Source organism: Terriglobia bacterium, assembly GCA_020072645.1.
In the GTDB taxonomy this organism is placed as follows: domain Bacteria; phylum Acidobacteriota; class Terriglobia; order Terriglobales; family Acidobacteriaceae; genus Angelobacter.
In genome coordinates, this window is sequence record JAIQGK010000004.1 from 68,438 (window position 1) to 87,325 (window position 18,888).

Annotated in this window: 13 protein-coding genes; 6 read left to right on the forward strand and 7 right to left on the reverse strand. The window is 55.9% G+C overall.

The features are described from left to right. The first annotated feature begins 131 nt into the window (after positions 1–131). The 3 genes from LAO76_07315 to LAO76_07325 are packed head-to-tail and all read left to right on the forward strand — an operon-like array spanning position 132 to position 4,523. A complete protein-coding gene (locus LAO76_07315; protein ID MBZ5490724.1) occupies positions 132–1,223 on the forward strand; it encodes a CapA family protein in 1,092 nt (363 codons plus the stop codon). Positions 1,224–1,256: 33 nt separating this feature from the next. After that, a complete protein-coding gene (locus LAO76_07320) occupies positions 1,257–1,778 on the forward strand; it encodes a hypothetical protein (GenBank protein ID MBZ5490725.1) in 522 nt (173 codons plus the stop codon). Between the two features lie 54 nt (positions 1,779–1,832). Next, the gene (locus LAO76_07325) at positions 1,833–4,523 is read left to right on the forward strand and encodes a M1 family metallopeptidase (GenBank protein ID MBZ5490726.1); all 2,691 of its coding nucleotides are present in this window, start codon (positions 1,833–1,835) and stop codon (positions 4,521–4,523) included. Positions 4,524–4,714: 191 nt separating this feature from the next. Here LAO76_07325 and LAO76_07330 read toward each other — a convergent pair whose 3' ends face one another. The 3 genes from LAO76_07330 to LAO76_07340 form a co-directional block, all read right to left on the reverse strand. Next, positions 4,715–5,158 (reverse strand): hypothetical protein, encoded by a 444-nt coding sequence (locus tag LAO76_07330; GenBank protein ID MBZ5490727.1) that lies wholly within the window; start codon positions 5,156–5,158, stop codon positions 4,715–4,717. A gap of 2 nt (positions 5,159–5,160) precedes the next feature. Continuing rightward, positions 5,161–5,769 (reverse strand): ribosome biogenesis GTP-binding protein YihA/YsxC, encoded by a 609-nt coding sequence (yihA, locus tag LAO76_07335; protein MBZ5490728.1) that lies wholly within the window; start codon positions 5,767–5,769, stop codon positions 5,161–5,163. A 315-nt stretch (positions 5,770–6,084) separates the two neighbouring features. After that, on the reverse strand, positions 6,085–7,686 hold the full coding sequence (locus LAO76_07340) for a long-chain fatty acid--CoA ligase (GenBank protein MBZ5490729.1): 1,602 nt from the start codon (positions 7,684–7,686) through the stop codon (positions 6,085–6,087). A gap of 289 nt (positions 7,687–7,975) precedes the next feature. On the opposite strand from LAO76_07340, the gene LAO76_07345 reads away from it, so the two are divergent. Beyond that, positions 7,976–8,248, forward strand: coding sequence for a hypothetical protein (locus LAO76_07345; GenBank protein MBZ5490730.1), 273 nt, complete (start codon positions 7,976–7,978; stop codon positions 8,246–8,248). Positions 8,249–8,276: 28 nt separating this feature from the next. Here the strand turns inward: LAO76_07345 and LAO76_07350 are convergent, their stop codons facing one another. Both LAO76_07350 and LAO76_07355 read right to left on the reverse strand, forming a co-directional pair. Further along, entirely contained in the window at positions 8,277–8,951 is a 675-nt protein-coding gene (locus tag LAO76_07350; protein ID MBZ5490731.1) for an RluA family pseudouridine synthase, read from the reverse strand. A 242-nt stretch (positions 8,952–9,193) separates the two neighbouring features. Next, positions 9,194–9,574 carry an RNA-binding S4 domain-containing protein gene (locus tag LAO76_07355; protein ID MBZ5490732.1) on the reverse strand — a complete coding sequence of 127 codons (381 nt, stop codon included), beginning with the start codon at positions 9,572–9,574 and terminating at the stop codon, positions 9,194–9,196. 85 nt (positions 9,575–9,659) lie between these two features. Here LAO76_07355 and LAO76_07360 point away from each other — a divergent pair, with 85 nt between their 5' ends. Beyond that, on the forward strand, positions 9,660–10,469 hold the full coding sequence (locus tag LAO76_07360; GenBank protein ID MBZ5490733.1) for a hypothetical protein: 810 nt from the start codon (positions 9,660–9,662) through the stop codon (positions 10,467–10,469). A 106-nt stretch (positions 10,470–10,575) separates the two neighbouring features. Here the strand turns inward: LAO76_07360 and LAO76_07365 are convergent, their stop codons facing one another. Then, on the reverse strand, positions 10,576–14,304 hold the full coding sequence (locus LAO76_07365) for an SBBP repeat-containing protein (protein MBZ5490734.1): 3,729 nt from the start codon (positions 14,302–14,304) through the stop codon (positions 10,576–10,578). Between the two features lie 873 nt (positions 14,305–15,177). On the opposite strand from LAO76_07365, the gene LAO76_07370 reads away from it, so the two are divergent. Next, positions 15,178–17,658 (forward strand): ABC transporter permease, encoded by a 2,481-nt coding sequence (locus LAO76_07370; protein MBZ5490735.1) that lies wholly within the window; start codon positions 15,178–15,180, stop codon positions 17,656–17,658. A 219-nt stretch (positions 17,659–17,877) separates the two neighbouring features. Here LAO76_07370 and LAO76_07375 read toward each other — a convergent pair whose 3' ends face one another. Next, positions 17,878–18,714 (reverse strand): hypothetical protein, encoded by an 837-nt coding sequence (locus LAO76_07375; protein MBZ5490736.1) that lies wholly within the window; start codon positions 18,712–18,714, stop codon positions 17,878–17,880. Positions 18,715–18,888 lie beyond the last annotated feature (174 nt).

Below are 18,888 nucleotides of genomic sequence, written 5' to 3' on the forward strand. Positions count from 1 at the left end.
GAGCGTTACAATCTCCTCAAGAAACGCATCCAGGAGCTAACCCTACCCAACCTGCTCAGTCGTTGCCCACACCTACTCCGCCGCCATCGCCGCTGCAAGCTCCGCCATCGCCTTCACCGTCGGTGCCTCAGATGATCGCAGTTGACGCTGTGCATCCGCCAAATCCCTACGACGAGATCGTTGTTACCGCTGTGGGCGATGTGATGCTCGGCACGACTTTTCCCGACGAATCCACGCTGCCGCCGAATGATGGTGCTGACCTGCTCACCGAAGTTACGCCGTTTCTTAAGCGCGGCGACGTGGTGTACGGAAATCTGGAAGGCCCGATCATCGATGGCGGCGACTCGGCCAAGTGTCGGGGGAAGAAAATAGGGACGTGCTTTGCTTTTCGCGTGCCGACTCGTTATGGCAAATATCTGAAAGATGCGGGGTTCACCGCGATGGGGCTGGCCAACAATCATGCGATGGATTTTGGGCTGGAAGGGCGCGCCAGTTCACGCCAAGTGCTGGATGCCTTGCAGATTGCGCATACCGGCGAAGTTGGCGACATCGCGCGACTCACGGTGAAGAGCAGGAAAATTACCATCGTTGCCTTCGCAACATATCAGGGAGCTTTCAACTTTCTTGATTTGGATGCATCGCTCGAAACCATACGCGCGGCGAAGTCTGAATCCGATCTGGTGATTGTTGGCTTTCATGGCGGGGCAGAAGGCGCAACGCATCAGCATGTTCTTGAAGGCGATGAGACTTTTCTAGGCGAAGATCGCGGCGATCTGCGCCGGTTCACACACGCGGCGATTGATGCAGGCGCTGACCTGCTGCTGGGTTCGGGGCCGCACGTTGTCCGCGCTATGGAACTTTACAAAGGGAAGCTGATTGCTTACTCACTGGGGAACTTCGCCACGTATGGTCCATTCAACCTGAATGCGGAAAATGGATTGACGCTGGTGCAGGAAGCGCATCTGGCTTGGGATGGAACATTCCTTCGGGGACAGGCCTACGCTGTGAAGCAGGAGAAACCTGGCGGACCGAAACTGGATCCCGAGAAGAAGATATTGCCGGTGCTCCGTGCGCTCTCCAATGCGGATTTTCCGCAGACTGCAATCGTGGTGGGCCCGCAGGGTGAGCTATGGCTGCCGGGAACGGAAATCCCGCCGTGTGCCGACGCCCCGGACCTGCTTGAACAACGGTTTGGCACGGCCGCGTGTGGTATCTTCCCTTAATAGCCCTATATATAAGGACGCATCTCAGAACCCATGAAACTAACTGCTTTATTTGCTTTTATCTTCATCAGTGGATTGATGGTGCTTGGTGTTGCGCAGCAGGACAGCTTATCACCGGACTTAAAGGCGGCTGCGCTCAAGGACGCCGCATGCACGACGGCTGGCGACGCGAGCGCCGTTAATACGAATACCAGCGACCCAACGCTTGAGGCTCTGCCGATCCGTTCCGGCGGCCGCGACGTGGGAACGATTGTCGAGGTGCAGGGCGCATGCCACTGCCAAAACACGAATTGCGACGCGCTGGTTTATCTCAAAAGCGGAGAGGGGTACAAGCTGGCGCTGCACGAGAAATATGCCTCACTTCATCCTATGAAGATCGTGAAACAAGGAATGCCTTCTCTGACGGGGCAGTTTGAAATTGGCTCATCAAAAATGGAAACCACTGTTTATGACTGGGATGGCAAGGCGTATAAACCCAGCCTTTGCGCGACAGTGATTAAAGGGAAGAAAGTGCCAGCAATTACACGGCACCCGTGCAAGGCCCTTTCGCAATAGGTGACAACGTGCCTATAGTCTGGCGCTGGCGTCGTTAAAGTTCATGAGGAAAAAATGCTCTTATTGAAAAAGTCTGTCTGGATGATTTTTATTTTTCTGCCGCTGCTGGCTGGCGCTCAGCGGCTGCCTTACGGCTTGAGCGCAAAGCACTATGCTCTTTCCTTTACGCCGGACCTGCAGAAAGCCGTGTTCAGCGGCGACGAAACGCTCGATGTGGAAGTAAACAAAGCGGACAATGAGTTCACGTTGAATTCCGCCGAACTGGAATTTCAGGAAGCGACGATCATTCAGGACAACAAGACGCAGGTGGCGAAATGGAGTTTTGCTCCGGAAAAAGAACAAGTCACTCTGACGGTTGCGGATCCTCTGGAACCGGGGCCGGCGACCATCCATATCAAATACACAGGCATTTTGAATGACAAGCTACGCGGATTTTATCTGGCGCGCACCAAAGCAAGAAACTACGCGACCACGCAATTTGAAAACACGGACGCGCGCCGCGCTTTCCCATCTCTGGATGAGCCGGCATACAAAGCGACATTCGACATTACGTTGATTGTGAACACAGGTGATACCGCGATTTCGAACAGCGTTATAGCTTCTGACACGCCCGGGCCGGGAGAAGGAAAACACACGATTAAGTTCGTCACGACCCCGAAGATGTCCACATATCTGGTGGCGATGGCGGTAGGCGATTTTGAGTGCGTGGAAGGCTCGGCAGATAACATTCCCATTCGAGTGTGCGGAACCCCTGACAAGAAGCCGCTGAGCGCTGCCGCGCTTCGTTATGCCGCTGAGATCCTAAAGTTTTACAACCAGTATTACGGCATCCCATACCCGTTTGGGAAGCTGGACATTCTAGGTGTGCCGGATTTTGAAGCGGGCGCCATGGAAAATACGGCAGCAATTTTCTATCGCGAATCGCTGCTTTTTATTGACGACAAAAATTCCTCCGTGGATTCACACCAGGCCGTGTTTGAAGTCCTGGCGCATGAGATGGCGCACCAGTGGTTCGGCGATCTGGTAACGATGAAGTGGTGGGACAACGTCTGGCTGAATGAAGGTTTTGCCACATGGATGGCGCTTAAGCCATCGCAGGCGTTGCATCCGGAATGGAATGCAATGCTGGATGCGGTGCAGGCCACCGACACGGCCCTTGCGCTGGATGCGCTGGTAAACACACACCCGATCCGTGCCAAGGCCGAAACGCCGGAAGAGATCAATGAATTGTTCGATCCGATTTCTTATGAGAAGGCCGCAGCGGTGTTGCGCATGGTTGAGGCTTATGTCAGCCCGGATGTTTTTCGTCGCGGCGTGAACGTTTACCTGCGCAGGTTTCTTTATGGAAATGCCACGGCGGAAGATTTCTGGAGCGCGTTGAGCGCCGCGTCCGGGCGCCCTGTGGATAAAATCATGCCGACATTTGTGGACCAGGCGGGTGAGCCGCTGTTGACGGTGAAATCATCGTGCACGACTCCGCCGGTGGTCAAAGCGCCGCCCGCGCGCAAAGGTAAACGGTCGCGGCGCAGACCGATACAACCTCATCCCATGACTCAGGTTTCGGTTTCACAACAGCGTTTCTGGGCCAACCCCTCTGACGCGTCAAAACAAGAACACACATGGATGGTTCCGGTATGTTTGAAGTCCGGCGGCGCCAAGCCGTTCTGCCAGATACTTAGCCTGAAAGAGCAAACGCTGCCGCTCACCGGATGCTCACCATGGGTCTTTGTGAATGGAAATGCCGCGGGCTATTACCGCACGCAATATGACAAAGCGGACTTGCAGAAGCTGATCGCTATTGCCGGCACGGAATTGACGACAGCGGAGCGCATTTCACTTCTGCGCGACCAGGCCGCGCTTGTCGGCTCCGGACAGCAAAGCATGGCAACGTATCTGGATTTAATTTCAGTCATGAACGGTGACGCGCAACACGAGATCGTGGAAAGCTATTTGCCGACGCTGGATTATGTGAACAGCTACTTGCTGACCGGCGCCGATACGGCGCCATTTCGTGCCTGGGTACGCTCGAATTTTGGGCCCATGATGACACGGATTGGCTGGACGCCGGCTGCGAATGAAAGCGCTGAAGTACATACACTGCGCGGAAATCTGATTCATATTCTGGGCACGATTGGGGAAGATCCAGAAACGATCAGGCAGGCCACCAGCCTGGCGCAGCAATACCTGAAAGACCCGGACTCGGTGGATGCAAGCATCGCCAAAGACGTGCTTGGGGTGGCCGCACGGTCTGGTAATGAAGAGCTGTTCCAGCAGTATGAGAACGCGATGGGCCACATGCGATCACCTGAACAGTTTTACAACGTGGGCGGAGCGCTGGCTGAATTTCGCGATCCGAAAATCGTGGAAAAGGTGATGGAGCTTGCCGTGTCCGATGAAGTTCGCAATCAGGATGCGGCGGGGCTCATATCAAGGCTTCTTATCAACCCCGACAATCAGAAGACAGCCTGGGAATGGGTGAAGGCGCACTGGCCCGCGGTGGAAAAGAAAATCACGATGTCCAGCGGGGGAGAGATTGTGGGCTCGACAAAGAGCTTCTGCAGCGCCGAATTGAATGACGACGTTCAGCAGTTCTTCACCGAACACAAAGTTCCTTCAGCGGAGCGGGCGCTGAAGCAGTCAAGAGAAGATATTGAAGGCTGCGTGAAGCGGCGTCCGCGACTGCAGACGGAGTTGGAACAGTGGTTGCAGCAGCATGCAGGCGCAAGCAGGCCCGGGGGACAGTGAAGGCATTTAGTAATTGGTAGTTAGTATTTAGTACTTGGTATGTGGCGCGAAAGCTAACGTGGTTTCTTGGCAACGTGGTTTTCAAGGCAACACAAGGCCCCCTCAATCCTACTCGCGCGCTGGTGGAGCGCGCTCAACAGACGTCGGGATGACGAGTTATGCAAGAGGCAATGTCAACCAGAGACCCCGGACTAACGTGATGAAACATCGTAGTTAATAGTCACATTTCCCCAGCGTTCATCATGCTTTCTCACCAGAACGGGACTGCAGCGCGGGCATGTGATGCTCAGCGCCATCGGCGATATCCAATGCAGTGTGATGGCTGCGCTCGCGGCGTCCTGTTCCACCACAAAGACTTCACCTTCCGTCGCCGAACCGGAGAAAAATCCCAAGCGCAAGTCTTGTCCTGCAGGGCGAAGATTCACATGGGTAAAAAATGGCGCTTCAGAGCCGCAACGCCGCTCCATCACGGTAGCGGTCCATTGTCCGGTTGGATCAGTTGATTCCGCCACCACCCGATCAGAGCAGCGCGGTCGCGTGTGCAGATACACAACCGTGAGCACAGCAAACATCACCAACAACATGCCGCCATAAACAAATGAGCCGTAGACCATTTTGCGGGCAAAAGGGTCCATGATCAGTGGCCTGCCGTCTGGTCGATGCGCGACCTGATTTCGCGCCACAGCTCCGCGCGGCCATCGTCGGTTTTGGAAGAATAGGGAAGCAAAGTGTCAATGCCGTGATCGCGCGCCAGCGCTGCTAGCGCATTGCGGAGCTTGTTGCGGGAAAGCTTGTCCGCCTTGGTGGCGACGACCAGAAAATCGCGCCCCGCGTTGCGCAGGAAATCAATCAACTGTCGATCTGGTGGCTGGGCGGGAATATTGGAGTCAATCAACACGATAGAGAGCGCCAGCGCCTCACGCTCTTGTAGATACGGCTCAATGAACCTGGGCCACTCAGCAGAGATTTCTTTTGAGATCTTGGCATAGCCATAGCCGGGCAGATCAACCAGCAGGCTCTCCGGATGCGGCTGGTTGGCCCTGGCATAAAGGCCGAAGAAGTTGATGGTGCGAGTGCGGCCTGGTGTGGAGCTGACATGCGCCATTTTCTGTCCCAGCAAGGAGTTAATCAGGCTGGATTTGCCGACGTTGGACCGGCCAAGGAAAGCGAACTCCGGCGGACCTTCAGCGGGAAAGAATTTGGGGTCCGCGGCGGAGGTAAGAAATTTGGCGATGACAGGCTTCATTCGGTAACAACCAGTTTAGCAAGTGAGAGAGATTTGACGCAGTGCGGCAATAGAGTCCTTACAGTTGAATCGAAAAGAGAAGAAGTTATTGCTCAATGTGTTGGGATGGGCATGGTCTCACCACCAGAGAACGCCAGCCAGATATTTCAGCGAAACAAGGAGCGTTAATGCCATAACCGAAGGACGCAAGTCCATTCACAGGCCCTGAATTTGATTCTGGCGTCAGATATCAAACGAAAACGTTTGGGAATTTCAATGAAACGGGCGAGAATTTCTGTGGCGCCGTTGCATGCCGTGATGAAATTTGACTTCTTTCTATTCTCGCCACTTCCATTCGGCATATTGTTTTCTTAGCGCCGTCTTCAACAACTTTCCCGTCGACGTATGCGGCAGATCATGGACGAAAACAAAATCATCCGGCATCTGCCATTTGGCAAACTTCGAGCTCAAGAATGTTCGCAGCTCGTCCGCCGACACCTGCATGCCATCTTTCAGCGCCACTACCGCCAGCGGACGCTCCTGCCATTTAGGATGCTGCACCGCAACCACGCCGGCCTCGCGCACCGCCGGATGGCTCATTAGAGTATTTTCCAGATCGACGGAGCTGATCCACTCGCCGCCAGATTTGACGAGGTCTTTGCTGCGGTCCACCAACCTAATGCAGCCGTCGGGGTCCATGGTCGCAACGTCGCCGGTGCGAAACCAGCCGTCGGCGGTCCAGCGGTCGCGCGTTTCCGGCGCGTTGTAATAGCTGCCGGCAACCCACGGCCCGCGGACTTCCAGTTCGCCCATGGTCTGGCCGTCGCAGGGCGCGTCACCTCGTTCGTTGCGAATGCGAACGTCGACAAATGGCAGCGGCCATCCCTGTTTGGATCGCATGGCGTACTGCTGGTCTTGCGGCAGTTGCAGCGCCGCCGGTGGCAGGCGCGACGCCGTGGCCTGTGGAGAAGTTTCCGTCATGCCCCAGGAATGAATGATGTGGAAGCCGTAAAGATCAAGGTTGCGAATCAGGCTCTCCGGCGGCGCGGTGCCTCCGCACAGAATACGGACCTCGCGCGCGGGCTTCCAATTCTTGCGCTTTTCCAGCGTCTGTAACACGCCAAGCCAAACCGTCGGGACAGCGCAGGTCATCGTCACGCCTTCACGCTCAATCAACTCCAGCAGGCTCTCGGCATCAACGTGCGGACCCGGCAGTACATACTTTGCGCCGACCATTGCCGCGGTGTAAGAAAATCCCCAGCCATTGGCGTGGAACATGGGAGAGGCCAGCAGCACGGTGTCATGCTGCGAGAACGCGCACGAATCCGCCATGGCTTGTGACATGCTGTGCAACACCTGTGAGCGGTGCGAGTACAGCACGCCCTTGGGATTCCCCGTGGTCCCCGAGGTATAGCACATGCTGGCGCCGTCATTTTCGCTGATCGGCGGAGGCGTAAAGTTGCCGGTGGCACGCTTCAGCCAGTCTTCATAATCGATGTAACCGTGCTGAATGGCCTCACCCGGATGCCGCACTACAAATATGCGCTCAAACTTTACCTTGGCCACAAACTTTTCCAGCACCGGCAGCAACACATCGTCCACGATCAGGAAACGGTCCTGCGCGTGGTTGGCGATCCAGGCAATTTCGTCGGGGTGCAGCCGCAGGTTCAGCGGATGCAGCACGCCTCCCGCGGCGGGAATGCCAAAGTAGCTCTCAAGGTGCGCGTAGTGGTTCCACATGAGCGTGGCCACGCGTTCGCCTTTCTTCAAGCCCAGCGATTGCAGGCATTCGGCCAACCGCAATGAGCGTTTGTGCAACTGTCCCCAGGTGGTGCGATGCATGGAGCGATTCGGCAGCCGTGAAACTATTTCTACGTTTGCCGCGTACCGGCCTGCGCGCTCCAGCAATGCCGTGAGCGTGAGCGGGTAATCCATCATGGTGTGAAGAGTGTTGGTCGAGGGCATTGAGGGCATTTTAAATCCAGAATTAAGCGCTGCGACAATTAACCAGAGTGGCTCAAAGGATTCATCCCATCAGACAAGCTCAACGTCAGGCTCACAACGATTAATAAAGTTAATCAAGTTCCAATGAACCTTCTAATTTCCGGCGAGCATGATGTTTCAGGTCGCCAACATATTGCTTTTGAAGATTGGAATCTAGCTTCGCCAGACCGTCTCCTCCACGGCTAGGCGAGCGATAGCGCGGGCGGCTGAGGAAAGGGACTTTATGTCTCACGAAGCTTCTGACGAATCAAACTCTTGCGCGGAGCCAGACTCAACTCTGTCGGCTGTCCAGGCCCAGGAGGTTGCAATCCTGAAATACTGGTATGCGCTGGTCGATCCACGGCCGGATCCCGGCGTCTATCGCAATTCTGATGCCGATGGCGCTGCTCGTGACGTGGTGGAGCTCAACATCATGCTCTCCTTCATTGATCCCCGCGGGTTTAACAGCCCGTGGATGCCATACGATCAGAAAGAGGATTTGTTCGAGGAACAGTAACGTCTCGTTCGATTGCCAACTCTTCGGCTCAACGCCGCTGATGTCCAGTTCGCTCCAGTTGCCGCACTAGCTGCTGAAAATCCTGCGGTGGCGCGCATTCAATGGTGATTGTGTCGCCCGTGCGCGGATGAACAAACTCAAGGTACGCGGCATGCAGCGCGACTCGATCAATCAATGGCTCTTCGGCTTCCTTGCGGTGATATTTCCTATCGCCGATCAGCGGATGACCCACGGCGGAAAACTGCGCGCGAATCTGATTCTGCAAACCTGTCACCAGTTCCACGCGGAGAAGCGTCGCGTCGGCAAAAGCACGCTCCACGGTATAACGCAGTTCGGCGCGCGCAGCTTCAGGATCACGGGCCGTCCGCAACTGCTGATACATGTCTTCTCGCCGGAAATAATGCACCAGCGTGCCTGATTCTTCCTTGAGCCTGCCGCGCACCACCGCCAGATATTTTCTTACCGGAGTATGCGCCAGAAACTGGCGGATCAGCGTGTCGCGATCATGGTCAGTCTTGGCGAACAACAGAATGCCGGAAGCAAAGCGATCAATGCGATGCACGATCAGGGCGCGTTGTCTTCGTGGCTTAAGTTCGGCGATCAGCAGAGACAAGGCCGACGGAACATCGGATCCTTTGATTGGCACAGCCAGCAGCCCGGCTGGTTTGTTCAGCACGATCACAGCATCGTCTTCATAGAGCACGGCAACTTCACGGGAAAGGCGTGGTCGCCGACGGGAGTTGCTTCGCTCTTTGCTACGATTTTCACGACGACCCTCCGCTCGATCGTCTCGCCGATCTGAATAGGAGGGTTTTTCCCTGCGGCTGCGAGCGTTTCGTGAAGGTTTTTTCATTGGCTGGACCTGGCGATCCATTCATTATGGATCATTTTGTGAACGTGGCAAACAGCGGGATAGCGAATCAGTGGCATGCAATTGGTCTGGCATCAACCTCTACCGCGGAACTGGATGATCTTGCGGCGGTCGCGCTTCGACGGTCGTCCGGTTGGCATGGGTTCAAACTGCATGGCCGCTTTGCGCTCGGCTGCGGCCTTCAGGCGCGCTTCCTTGCTTTCTTCCGTTTCGCGATAGAGCGTCTGCGCCACCGAGGCAGGCCCACGTACCTCGCTGAGCAGCAGCACGTCTACATGAAAGTCGCCGCCATCGTTGGTGATCTTCAGCTTGTCGCCCACACGGACCTCGCGCGCGGGTTTCGCGGGCTGTCCATTGGACTGAATCCTGCCCAGCTCACAGGCACGCGCCGCCAGACCGCGAGTCTTGAAAAATCGGGCGGCCCAAAGCCATTTGTCGATTCGTACGGAAGGCATACAGGTATTGTCTTATAAGCGTTGGGTTTCGCGGTACTCTAGAATTACCAGCCAACTCAGTATTTTGTTTCGATCGGAGGAGATTGTGGCTTTTCGCTTGTTGTTAAGTTTTCTTGCTTTGACCAGGCTGGCCTTCGCCGACTCGTTCGACAAACCGCTCACCAAGAAGGTCGTGCACCTGGGGCCTTCCGGAGCGAACCCAGCCGTCAAGTTGCAACCCAAGACCCGCCGCAAAGTCACCTGCTATTACTACCCGGGCTTTATGGTCAAAGAAGTTGATCTGGGCGAGAAGGGAGCGGAGCGCCTGGCGATTGTACCGGCAGGAAAGACCGCAGTCCCGTGTGTCCGCGCCCGCAGCAGGACAGAGAAGGTAGTCAACCCGGACGAGTGGAGCGGATACTTCAAGGGAGTCAAGGGCAGCCTGGTTTTCTTTGACGCCGATGACGGATGGAATGGCGGGATGGGGTTCGCGGTCTACGACGCAAAGACCATGAAGAAAATCTTTGAGGACGTTGCGCTGGGTGAATTGAAGTTTTCCGATGCCAGTGGACCGAACGTCAGTATTGCCTATACACGCGTCGTGGACGGAGGCTGCAATCTTCCTAAAGAACAAGCCGCATGCTGGAGCAGCATTCAGAAAAAGTTCAGCCTGGAAGCCGCTGCGACGCCGGGCTGCAAGGAGGGCTATGAGAAAAGCGCACAGGAGATGGCCAAAGCAAGGTGCACGGGCAATCCCAAGGCCGATCCTCAGTGTGTGGACAAAGAGATCCCGCTGGCGCGGCAGCAGGCCAATGATGCCAGCTCCGTAATCAGCTACCCGGTTTCAGTTGTGCTGGGCACGAATCCCACGGTTAGGCCGGTCGGTGGCAATGTGCGTTGCTGGCCTCCAGATTAGCGATTGAACAGGTTAAAAACCGCTGCAAAAGCCAAAACCTGCCAAATTGAAAAGCCGATATCTGGAAGCAATCTCCTTCCCAATCTACGCCGTCTCAGTTCATCGCTCAATTGATTCTTACGAAAAGCTGCACTGTTTGCGCTGGATTGTTGGAAGATGCATTTCCTATAACGGTCACAGTGTAAGATCCAGCGGGTGTGCCTGCCAGGGGAGGAGGCTGCGTGACATTTGCCGAGCCCCCACCGCCACAACTAGCAAACAGAATCAGCACCGGAAGCACGGTAAACGCCCAAGCCCGTCCGCGCCATGCAGGCTGCAATCGGCCCCATTTTGCAAGCTGCAGAAGAATCAAGCCGACACACCACATTAGTAGGGTGATCGCCAGCACCTGCGGAGGCAGGCTGATTCTGTTTTGGGGTATCGAGACCGCAGTGGCGCGTGCGGCGCTGTTCACGGTGACAGTAATCGGCACAGGACCAGCCGAAGGCAAATTGGTCTGCGGCGGACTCACTCCACACCCGCCTTGAGGGATGGTGGCCGTACAAGTGAAGCTAAGAATATCGCGCTGGTTGGAAGAATCCACCAACAGGTTGAAGGTGGCGGTCTGTCCGGCGTTGACTGTAATGGAGTTGGGCGCACCCGCAGCCAAATGCAGCAGGAATGTGGAGCCTATACCTTTTAGCGCGATGGAATGCGGGCTGCCGCCGGCCGTGTCGGTGATGTTGAGCGTCGCGCCGGGACCGATGAAGCCGGCAGGAGAGAAAGTCACATGAACGATGCAACTCGCGCTGGGGCCGAGAACCGCCGGACATGTGTTGGTCTGCGTAAATTCCACGCCATTGATGGCGATATTGCTGATGTTAAAACTCGTACCGCCGGCGTTGGACAGTGTAACGTCCTGTACGGTCGAGTTGCCGATGAGCTGTGTTCCAAAGTTGAGGGCCGAGGGAGAGATTCCCAGGATCGTCACTACCCCGAAGCCGGTTAGAATCGCGGTTTGGGGGCTGCTGGGAGCATCATCATTAACCGCAAGGTTGCCGAAAAAACTGCCGGTTGCGAGGGGAGTGGAAGTTACGTTGATGGTGCAAAACGCGCCCGGCGCAAGCGTAGACCCGCAATCATTCGATTGGGCGAAGCCTGGTGGAGTGGTGATGTTGCTGATATGCAGCGGCGCGTTGCCGCTGCTTGTCAAGATCAGAGGAATCGCAGCACTGGTAACCCCGATTGGCTCTTCGGGGAAGTTCACTCCCCCCAAAGAAAGTTCTCCGCCCGGAAACAGGAGCGTCCCACTGAGAAACACACTGTGTGGGCTTCCGGCTGCGCTATCGGAAACGTTCACGAATCCGGCTTGGTCGCCCGTTGCCGCCGGCACATAGCTTGCCTGGATCGTGCAACTGCCTGCGGGTGCAATCGTGGCGCCGCAGTCATTTGTCTGCGTGAAGGGGCCGGTTATTGAAATGCCTGCGATGCTCATCGCGCCGTTGCCGGGATTGCTGAGAATTATGTTTTGCGATGGGCTGGTGGTGCCCAGAAGCTGAGCGGCAAAAGTCAACGTAAGCGGCTTGAACTGCAGGGCGGGACCAGCCGTGGCCCCGTCAATCTTGGCCACAAATGCGTCATTCGAGCCCTGCGGTACCGGCTGGAAGGCGTGCACGGCCGGAAAATTCGGCGAGTTGGTTACACCCGCCACGTACGCGTTACCAGCGGAATCAAGCGCGATGCCGACCGCGGTTTCCGCACCTTGTCCTCCCAGGTAGGTGGAATAAAACAAGGCTGAGCCTGCGGCATTCAACTCAGAGACAAAAGCGTGCTGTGCAGAGCCAAGAGCGTTCAAACCAGGGCCGGCCTGGATGGGGAAGAGGAGCGGGAAGTCCGCTGAGCGGGCAAAGCCTGCAACAAACACGTTGCCCGATGAATCAAGTGCAATTCCATTGCCAGAGTCCTCTGTGGTCCCACCGAGAAGCGTTGCATAAATCGGGGCTGAACCGGCGGCATTTAACTTCACTACGAAAGCATCAGGACAGGAGAACTGGAAGGCATTGCCGCCCGGGTCGAATCCGGTACATGTGCCTGGAGCAAGTGTGGTTTGAAACGCTCCCGTCGTAGTAACAAAGTTGGCCGAACTGGTGGCGCCGGTTACGTACGCGTTGCCTGAGGCATCCACGGTCACCGCATTGACGCTGTCATCATCGCTGCCGCCAAGGTAGGTTGAGTACGCGAGCGAGCTGCCCGCGGCATCGATCTTAGCGAGGAAGCCGTCGCCCGCGTTGCCCTTACCCACTCCACCGAACGTGGTTTGCAGTGCGCCAGTTGTAGTGGGGAAATTGAGTGAGTTGGTGACGCCCGCGACGTAGGCGTTGCCAGACGAATCCACGGCGATCCCATTTGCGAAGTCAAACCCGCTTCCTCCGAGGTACGTAGAGTAAGTAAAGGCCGAACCGGCAGCGTTGATCTTGGTGACAAAAGCATTGACGGTGCCAACAAGACTGACTTGAAGGGGGTTGATTGTGTTGAAGTCAGGCGAAGTGGTAGCGCCAGCGACATAGGCATTGCCGGCCGAGTCCAGAGCATTTGCTCCGGCAGCGTCATTGCCGCTGCCGCCCAGGTAGGTGGAATAGATGAGAGCTGATCCCGTGGAGTTAATTTTTGAGATAAACGCCTCTGTACGCCGTTCGCCTGTGATTGTGTTCAGACCGCAACCGCAGGTCGCCTGCACCGGGTTCTTCAGGGGGAAATCAGTGGAAGTGGTCTGCCCGGTTACATAGGCATTGCCGGATGCATCTACGGCAATACCAAAAGCGGTTTCATCAAGGCTGCCGCCCAGAAAAGTGCTGTACACCAGGATGGTACCCGTCGGATCGAACTTGGTGATGAAAACGTCAAATCCGGCTCCTGTAACCTGAAATGCACCCGGGGTAGAGGGAAACGCTCCAAAGGGAGTTCCGCCCGTTACGTAAGCGGAGCCGGAGCTGTCAACGGCGATGGCGGTCCCATTATCCAGATTTGATCCGCCTAAATATGTGGAGTAACTGAGCACGGGATCGATTACGAGAGGCAGATTCCGATCGTAAGCGCCGACTACAAGAGTGACTTTTCCCTTGCCGACAAGGCGGTAACGAACTGGAATCTCACGCCTTGTCCCGCCGGTGGTCTGATACGCCACGGGCTTGCGTAACCGGACTTCAATATTCTGCCCGGCGCCAAGCACCAGATTGCCACGCCAGTCCACCTGTGTTTGCGCGGCGTTCTGGATGGCCAGTCGGATTTTCTTCGGATCGGCTCCCGCCGCTACGATAAAGTCACTTTCAAGTTCGCCGCCATGGCCGTAATAAACCATGTCAACACCGGGGTAAAGCTGGCGGTAGGTGACACGCGCAAAATGGGCGATGCCTGTGCGCCACTTCTCGGGATCATTGCCAATCAGGTAGTTACTTTTTCCCGGCAATTCATCCAAGCCGGTGATTACGGCATTGGGGTTCGCGCCCAATAGCTGGATAGTAATGTGGCGAACCGCTATTGGGCCGCCATGTGGCTGGACCAACATGGCTTGCTGTTTTTGTGGCTGGACGGTCGCGGACTCCCGTACCGCCAATTCAGCCCGGCCGGGGCTGAGGAAGAGACTATATCCTGCGCCGCGCGACAGATACCGTACTTCGTGATCGGCTTGGCCTTGATTGGCTTCAAAGCTGATCGGGACCGATTTATAAAGATGCGCCGCGGCAGTACGAGCCTGGCTGGGATCCTGTTGCAGCGGCTCACGTGATAACTGTGATTCCGCATAATTGATGAAAAAGACGCTGAATAAGAGGAGTATGAACGCACGCGTTCTGGGCATTATTGGTCTTACCTCACGCTCTAAAATGCCAGTTACAGATCGGCTATAGGGAATTGGCCAGTGATTAGTGATAAAAACGCGTCCAACGTTTCATTTTTTTTCAGCGAAAAAGGACGTCGCAGACCATGTTGGCGGATAGTGGTCCCGATAATAATGATGGCTGATGCCTTATGGCCATTTAGTTCCTGCTATTCGCAGCGAATAACAAACGATATAATGGTCCATGAGCAAAAGCTCCCTGGAGTCTTCTGCCTGCGTCGGCTCAGGCCGGAAGCGTCGATGATCTTTGACAAACAGCATTGAGCCGTCAGCGCTCAGCATTCAGTCCCCGAACGGTATTAACTAAAGAGTAAATTTACCGATTTGGACGGTCAGAAAAATTGAACGCGATTCGAGGGCAGAACGAAGCAAAAAAGGAGCTTCGACCGCTCGGTCACCGTCCGGTCGAATGGCACTTTGGTCTTTGTTTGCAACAGAAGTGGTTTAAGGGGGGTGGGGTGGGCGAAAGATTTACCGGGAAGTAAACAAAACCCATCTAACCACGAAGGACACGAAGGAATACAAAGGTGGAGAGATTGCCATAATCGCCGTAATTGCCAAAATTGCCAAAATTGCCAAAATTGAAAACTACGCCGCACTAGAACTCGTGGACGGTCGGGTTGCTTTCAATGAATTTCACCGCAAAGGTCGCAGAGGGCGCGAAGCAGAAAGAATCGCGCAGGAGCGGGACTTGAGTGTGACGAAGCGTAGCGCGGCTAACCACCATCGTCTTGGAGCGTCTGTTAACAAAGCGTCTCTTAAAAAACATTAGAACGTTTTCCAGGTAAACGTTTTCAAGGGAGCTTTTTTCAAGTGAACGTTCCAGGTGAATTCATGACCAACATTGCCCAGGACATACGTTTTGCGCTGCGCAGCCTGCGCAAGTCGCCCGCATTTGCCGTGATTGCCGTGCTTACGCTGGCACTGGGCATTGGCGCGAACACGGCGATCTTTACCGTGGTGAACGCGGTGTTCTTTCATCCGCTGCCGGTGAAAGATCCAGCGCGGCTGATGGAGATCTTTACGCTTGACCAGCGCAAAATTTTTGGTGCGAACAACAATAATACCTTGCCCATATCCTTTCCCAATGGGCAGGACATTCAGCGGCGGGCACAATCTTTTTCCGGCGTGACGGTCTATCAGTCATTTGCCACGCCGGTGAGCATCACGGTGAACGGCGTGCCGAACCAGTATTTTGCGCAGCTTTCATCGGGGAACTACTTTGATGTGCTGGGCGTGCATGCGCAACTGGGACGCACGTTTCGTCCTGAAGAAGACCGCACAGATGGAGCAGGGCCGGTGGTGGTGTTGAGCCATGGTTTCTGGGAGCGGACTTTTGGGGCGAATCCGGCGGTGATCGGTCAGAGCGTGCTGCTAAATGGCCAGGGATTCACGATTGTGGGAGTCACGCCAAAAGGTTTTCAGGGCACGGCGGTGATTGGTGGTCCGGACATGTTCGTTCCCATGTCAATGCATGACCAGATTCTTACCGGCTTTCTTAAGCAGCTTTTCAATGAGAGGCGCTTCCTGGGATTCAGCGCCGTGGGCAGGCTGAAAGATGGCTCGCGTCCGGAGCAAGCCAAGGCGGAGTTGCAGGCGATTGCCGCTGACCTGGAAACGGCTTTTCCGTTGGCCAATAAAGGCCGCACTTTTACGCTGCAGCCGCTGCTGGAGTCGAGCATCAATCCCAACCAGCGGGCACAGTTCCAGCGTGCCGGCGTGATGTTGATGGCGGTGGTCGGCATTGTGCTGATGATTGCGTGTTTCAACATTGCCAACCTGCTGCTGGCGCGGGCGGCGGGCAGAAAGCGTGAGATGTCTATCCGCGTGGCCATTGGCGCATCACGCAGCCGTGTGATTACACAGTTGCTGACTGAAGCCATGGTGCTGGCGATTGCAGGCGGCGCTCTGGGACTTGGGCTGGCACTGGCGGGACGCGACATGATGTGGCGCTTCCGTCCGCCACAGCTTCCGGCGGATGGCATGGATCTTTCGCTCGACTGGCACGTGCTGGCGTTTACTTTCGCGGTGGCGATTGGCACGGGCCTGATCTTTGGACTTGCGCCGGCGCTGCAATCGTCGCGGCCGAACCTGGTTTCAGAGTTAAAGGAGCGTGCCGGTGGCGATCTGCGCAAGGGATCGCGGTTCAACGTCCGCGACGTTCTTATTTCGCTGCAAGTGGCGGTTTGCCTGATTGCGCTGGTAGGCGCTGGACTTTTTCTGATCAGCCTGCGCAACGCGCATGATATGGATCCGGGCTTTGATACGCACAACCTGGGAATGTTGTCGTTTGATGTGGGCGCGCTGAATTATGAGCCGGCGCGCGCTAAAGAGTTTGCGCGTCGAGCGCTGGAAGCAGCCCAGTCCACGCCCGGAGTAAAGGCGGCTGCGCTCTCCAACACCGTTCCGCTGTTCAATGGCGGCTTTGGCAGAACGCTGTTTCGTGAAGGAGAGGATTCCACCAACGGGCAGAGCGGCCATGTAGCGCAGGTTTCTGTTGGGTCGCCGGAATACCTCCAGACCATGGGCATTCCCATGGTCCGCGGGCAGGGCTTTGACGGCAGTGTGCGTGAGGATACGCCACGCGCCACCATTATCAATGAGACGGCGGCCAAGCAGATCTGGCCGAATGAAGATCCCATTGGCAAGCGCTTTAAGTTTTTCCGCGATACCGACTACACAAAGGTGATCGGCATTGTGCGCGATTCCACCTATAACAACCTGGGTGAACAGCCGCGACCTTATATGTATGTGGCGCTGGTGCAGAATCCGAGCGCGGCGTTGACGGTGTTCTTCCGCACGGAGGGCGATCCACGGACGGTGCTGAACACGCTGCGCTCTCGGATACAGGAAATGGACCGCAACCTGCCGATCACAAACGTCTGGCCGATCGGCGAGGTGATTTCGCAGTCGCTATGGGCGTCAAGCTTTGGCGCAAGCCTGCTCACGGTGTTTGCCATGATTGCCATGGCGCTTTGCGCAGTGGGAATTTATGGCGTGGTGGGATATTCCGTGGGACAGAGAATACGCGAGTTTGGCATTCGGCTGGCGCTGGGCGCGCAGCCGCGCGACGTGCTGATGATGGTGCTGAAACAAAGCGCCGTAATGATGGGCGCTGGTTTAATGGCAGGATTGGTGGCTGCGTTTCTGCTGGCGCGCTTGATTGCCACGTTCTTGTACGGCGTGAACACTAACTCACCGCTGGCGTTCCTTGCCATGGCGCTGGTGCTGGCGGTGGTAGGAGTTCTTGCCAGCTACATTCCCGCGCGTCGAGCAGCAAAAGTGGATCCGATGGTGGCGCTGCATTATGAGTGAGACGTAAAAACACTAGCCATAAAGGATACGAAGAACGTGAAGAAAGATCGGGTGATCCAGTGATCGCCGAGATCGGGTGATCGGAAAAGCGACAGCTGCTACGGAGTCACGGAGAACGGCGGATAAAGATCAATTTTGGCAGTTCTGGCAAATTGCCGGTCCCCGTCACCCGCTGCATCGGAGCTTCGTGCCCTTTGTGGTTAAAAAGCGTGTTGAAGTTTACTGATACGTAATCTTCATTTGGTCGATGAAGACACTGTAAGCGGCGGCGGTGCTGTTGCTATCGAGTTGAACGGCGTTCGTGAACTGGTTATTTACGGCCCCTGAGAAAAATGCGTTGTGCGTGATGTTCACGGGCATGCGCACGCCATCAACGGTAAGCGCGTCATGCAGTACGGTGTGGGCGACCGTGTCATTGTGGTATTCGGCAATAATGTGGTGCCAGGTTCCCGGAGTGAATGGCGTAAAGGCAAGGCCGGTTGCGTCCCAGCGTTTCAGGCCGTAGTCGAAAATACGCCACTGGCTGCCAGGATAAAGCGCCTGCCAGCTGAAGTTATAGACCCATCCGTTAAGGATTTGCTGGCATTCAAACTCAATTGCCTGCGGCAGAGTTTCAGAGCCCGTGGGGATATAGAGGTCAAACTCGTATGTGAGAGCGCCAATCTGCGTAGTAACCGGTGTGTGCTTCTGATAGAAGTATCCGTTGGTAAAGGGAACGGATGCCGCAATGCTGAACTGAGTGGACGAGCCATCTTCACTGGGCGTGGCGATGCCGAGCGTATCAGAGTACGCGGCAGTCGCGCCGGTAGCTCCGGTATTGCCGCAGTTGCCGCAGGTCAGCCAGGGCGACTCTTCCACCCGATTGATTACCGTGGCAGAGCTGGTTGGCGTTGGCGTGGGTGAAGGCGCCGTGCCGGGTGTTGGAGTCGGTGATGCATTGGGCGCTGGCGCAGAACTGGCGGAGGTGGAAGATGAAGCGTTTCCGCCGCATGAGGCAAGCAAAAAAGACAGTGCGAGAATCGCCGAGCAAGTTTGAGCAGCCTGCCAAAGCCTCATAGGGACCCCTTGCTGAAACTGTTTTTGTTAAGCGTTGGCAGGACTGTAATCCCTGGGGCGCGGTTTTGGATTACGTAGAAAGCCTGAGATTAGGAGATTAAGGCGTAACGGGAGGTCATGTTCGCAACCGTAAAGGGCACATGACCCCTGCTGGAAAAGAGCCTTTGCATGAAA

Coding starts and splice junctions, on each gene's coding strand:
- LAO76_07315 (MBZ5490724.1), top strand. CDS start 132: ATGATCGCAGTTGACGCTGTGCATCCGCCAAATCCCTACGACGAGATC.
- LAO76_07320 (MBZ5490725.1), top strand. CDS start 1,257: ATGAAACTAACTGCTTTATTTGCTTTTATCTTCATCAGTGGATTGATG.
- LAO76_07325 (MBZ5490726.1), top strand. CDS start 1,833: ATGCTCTTATTGAAAAAGTCTGTCTGGATGATTTTTATTTTTCTGCCG.
- LAO76_07330 (MBZ5490727.1), bottom strand. CDS start 5,158: ATGGACCCTTTTGCCCGCAAAATGGTCTACGGCTCATTTGTTTATGGC.
- yihA (MBZ5490728.1), bottom strand. CDS start 5,769: ATGAAGCCTGTCATCGCCAAATTTCTTACCTCCGCCGCGGACCCCAAA.
- LAO76_07340 (MBZ5490729.1), bottom strand. CDS start 7,686: ATGATGGATTACCCGCTCACGCTCACGGCATTGCTGGAGCGCGCAGGC.
- LAO76_07345 (MBZ5490730.1), top strand. CDS start 7,976: ATGTCTCACGAAGCTTCTGACGAATCAAACTCTTGCGCGGAGCCAGAC.
- LAO76_07355 (MBZ5490732.1), bottom strand. CDS start 9,574: ATGCCTTCCGTACGAATCGACAAATGGCTTTGGGCCGCCCGATTTTTC.
- LAO76_07365 (MBZ5490734.1), bottom strand. CDS start 14,304: ATGCCCAGAACGCGTGCGTTCATACTCCTCTTATTCAGCGTCTTTTTC.
- LAO76_07370 (MBZ5490735.1), top strand. CDS start 15,178: ATGACCAACATTGCCCAGGACATACGTTTTGCGCTGCGCAGCCTGCGC.
- LAO76_07375 (MBZ5490736.1), bottom strand. CDS start 18,714: ATGAGGCTTTGGCAGGCTGCTCAAACTTGCTCGGCGATTCTCGCACTG.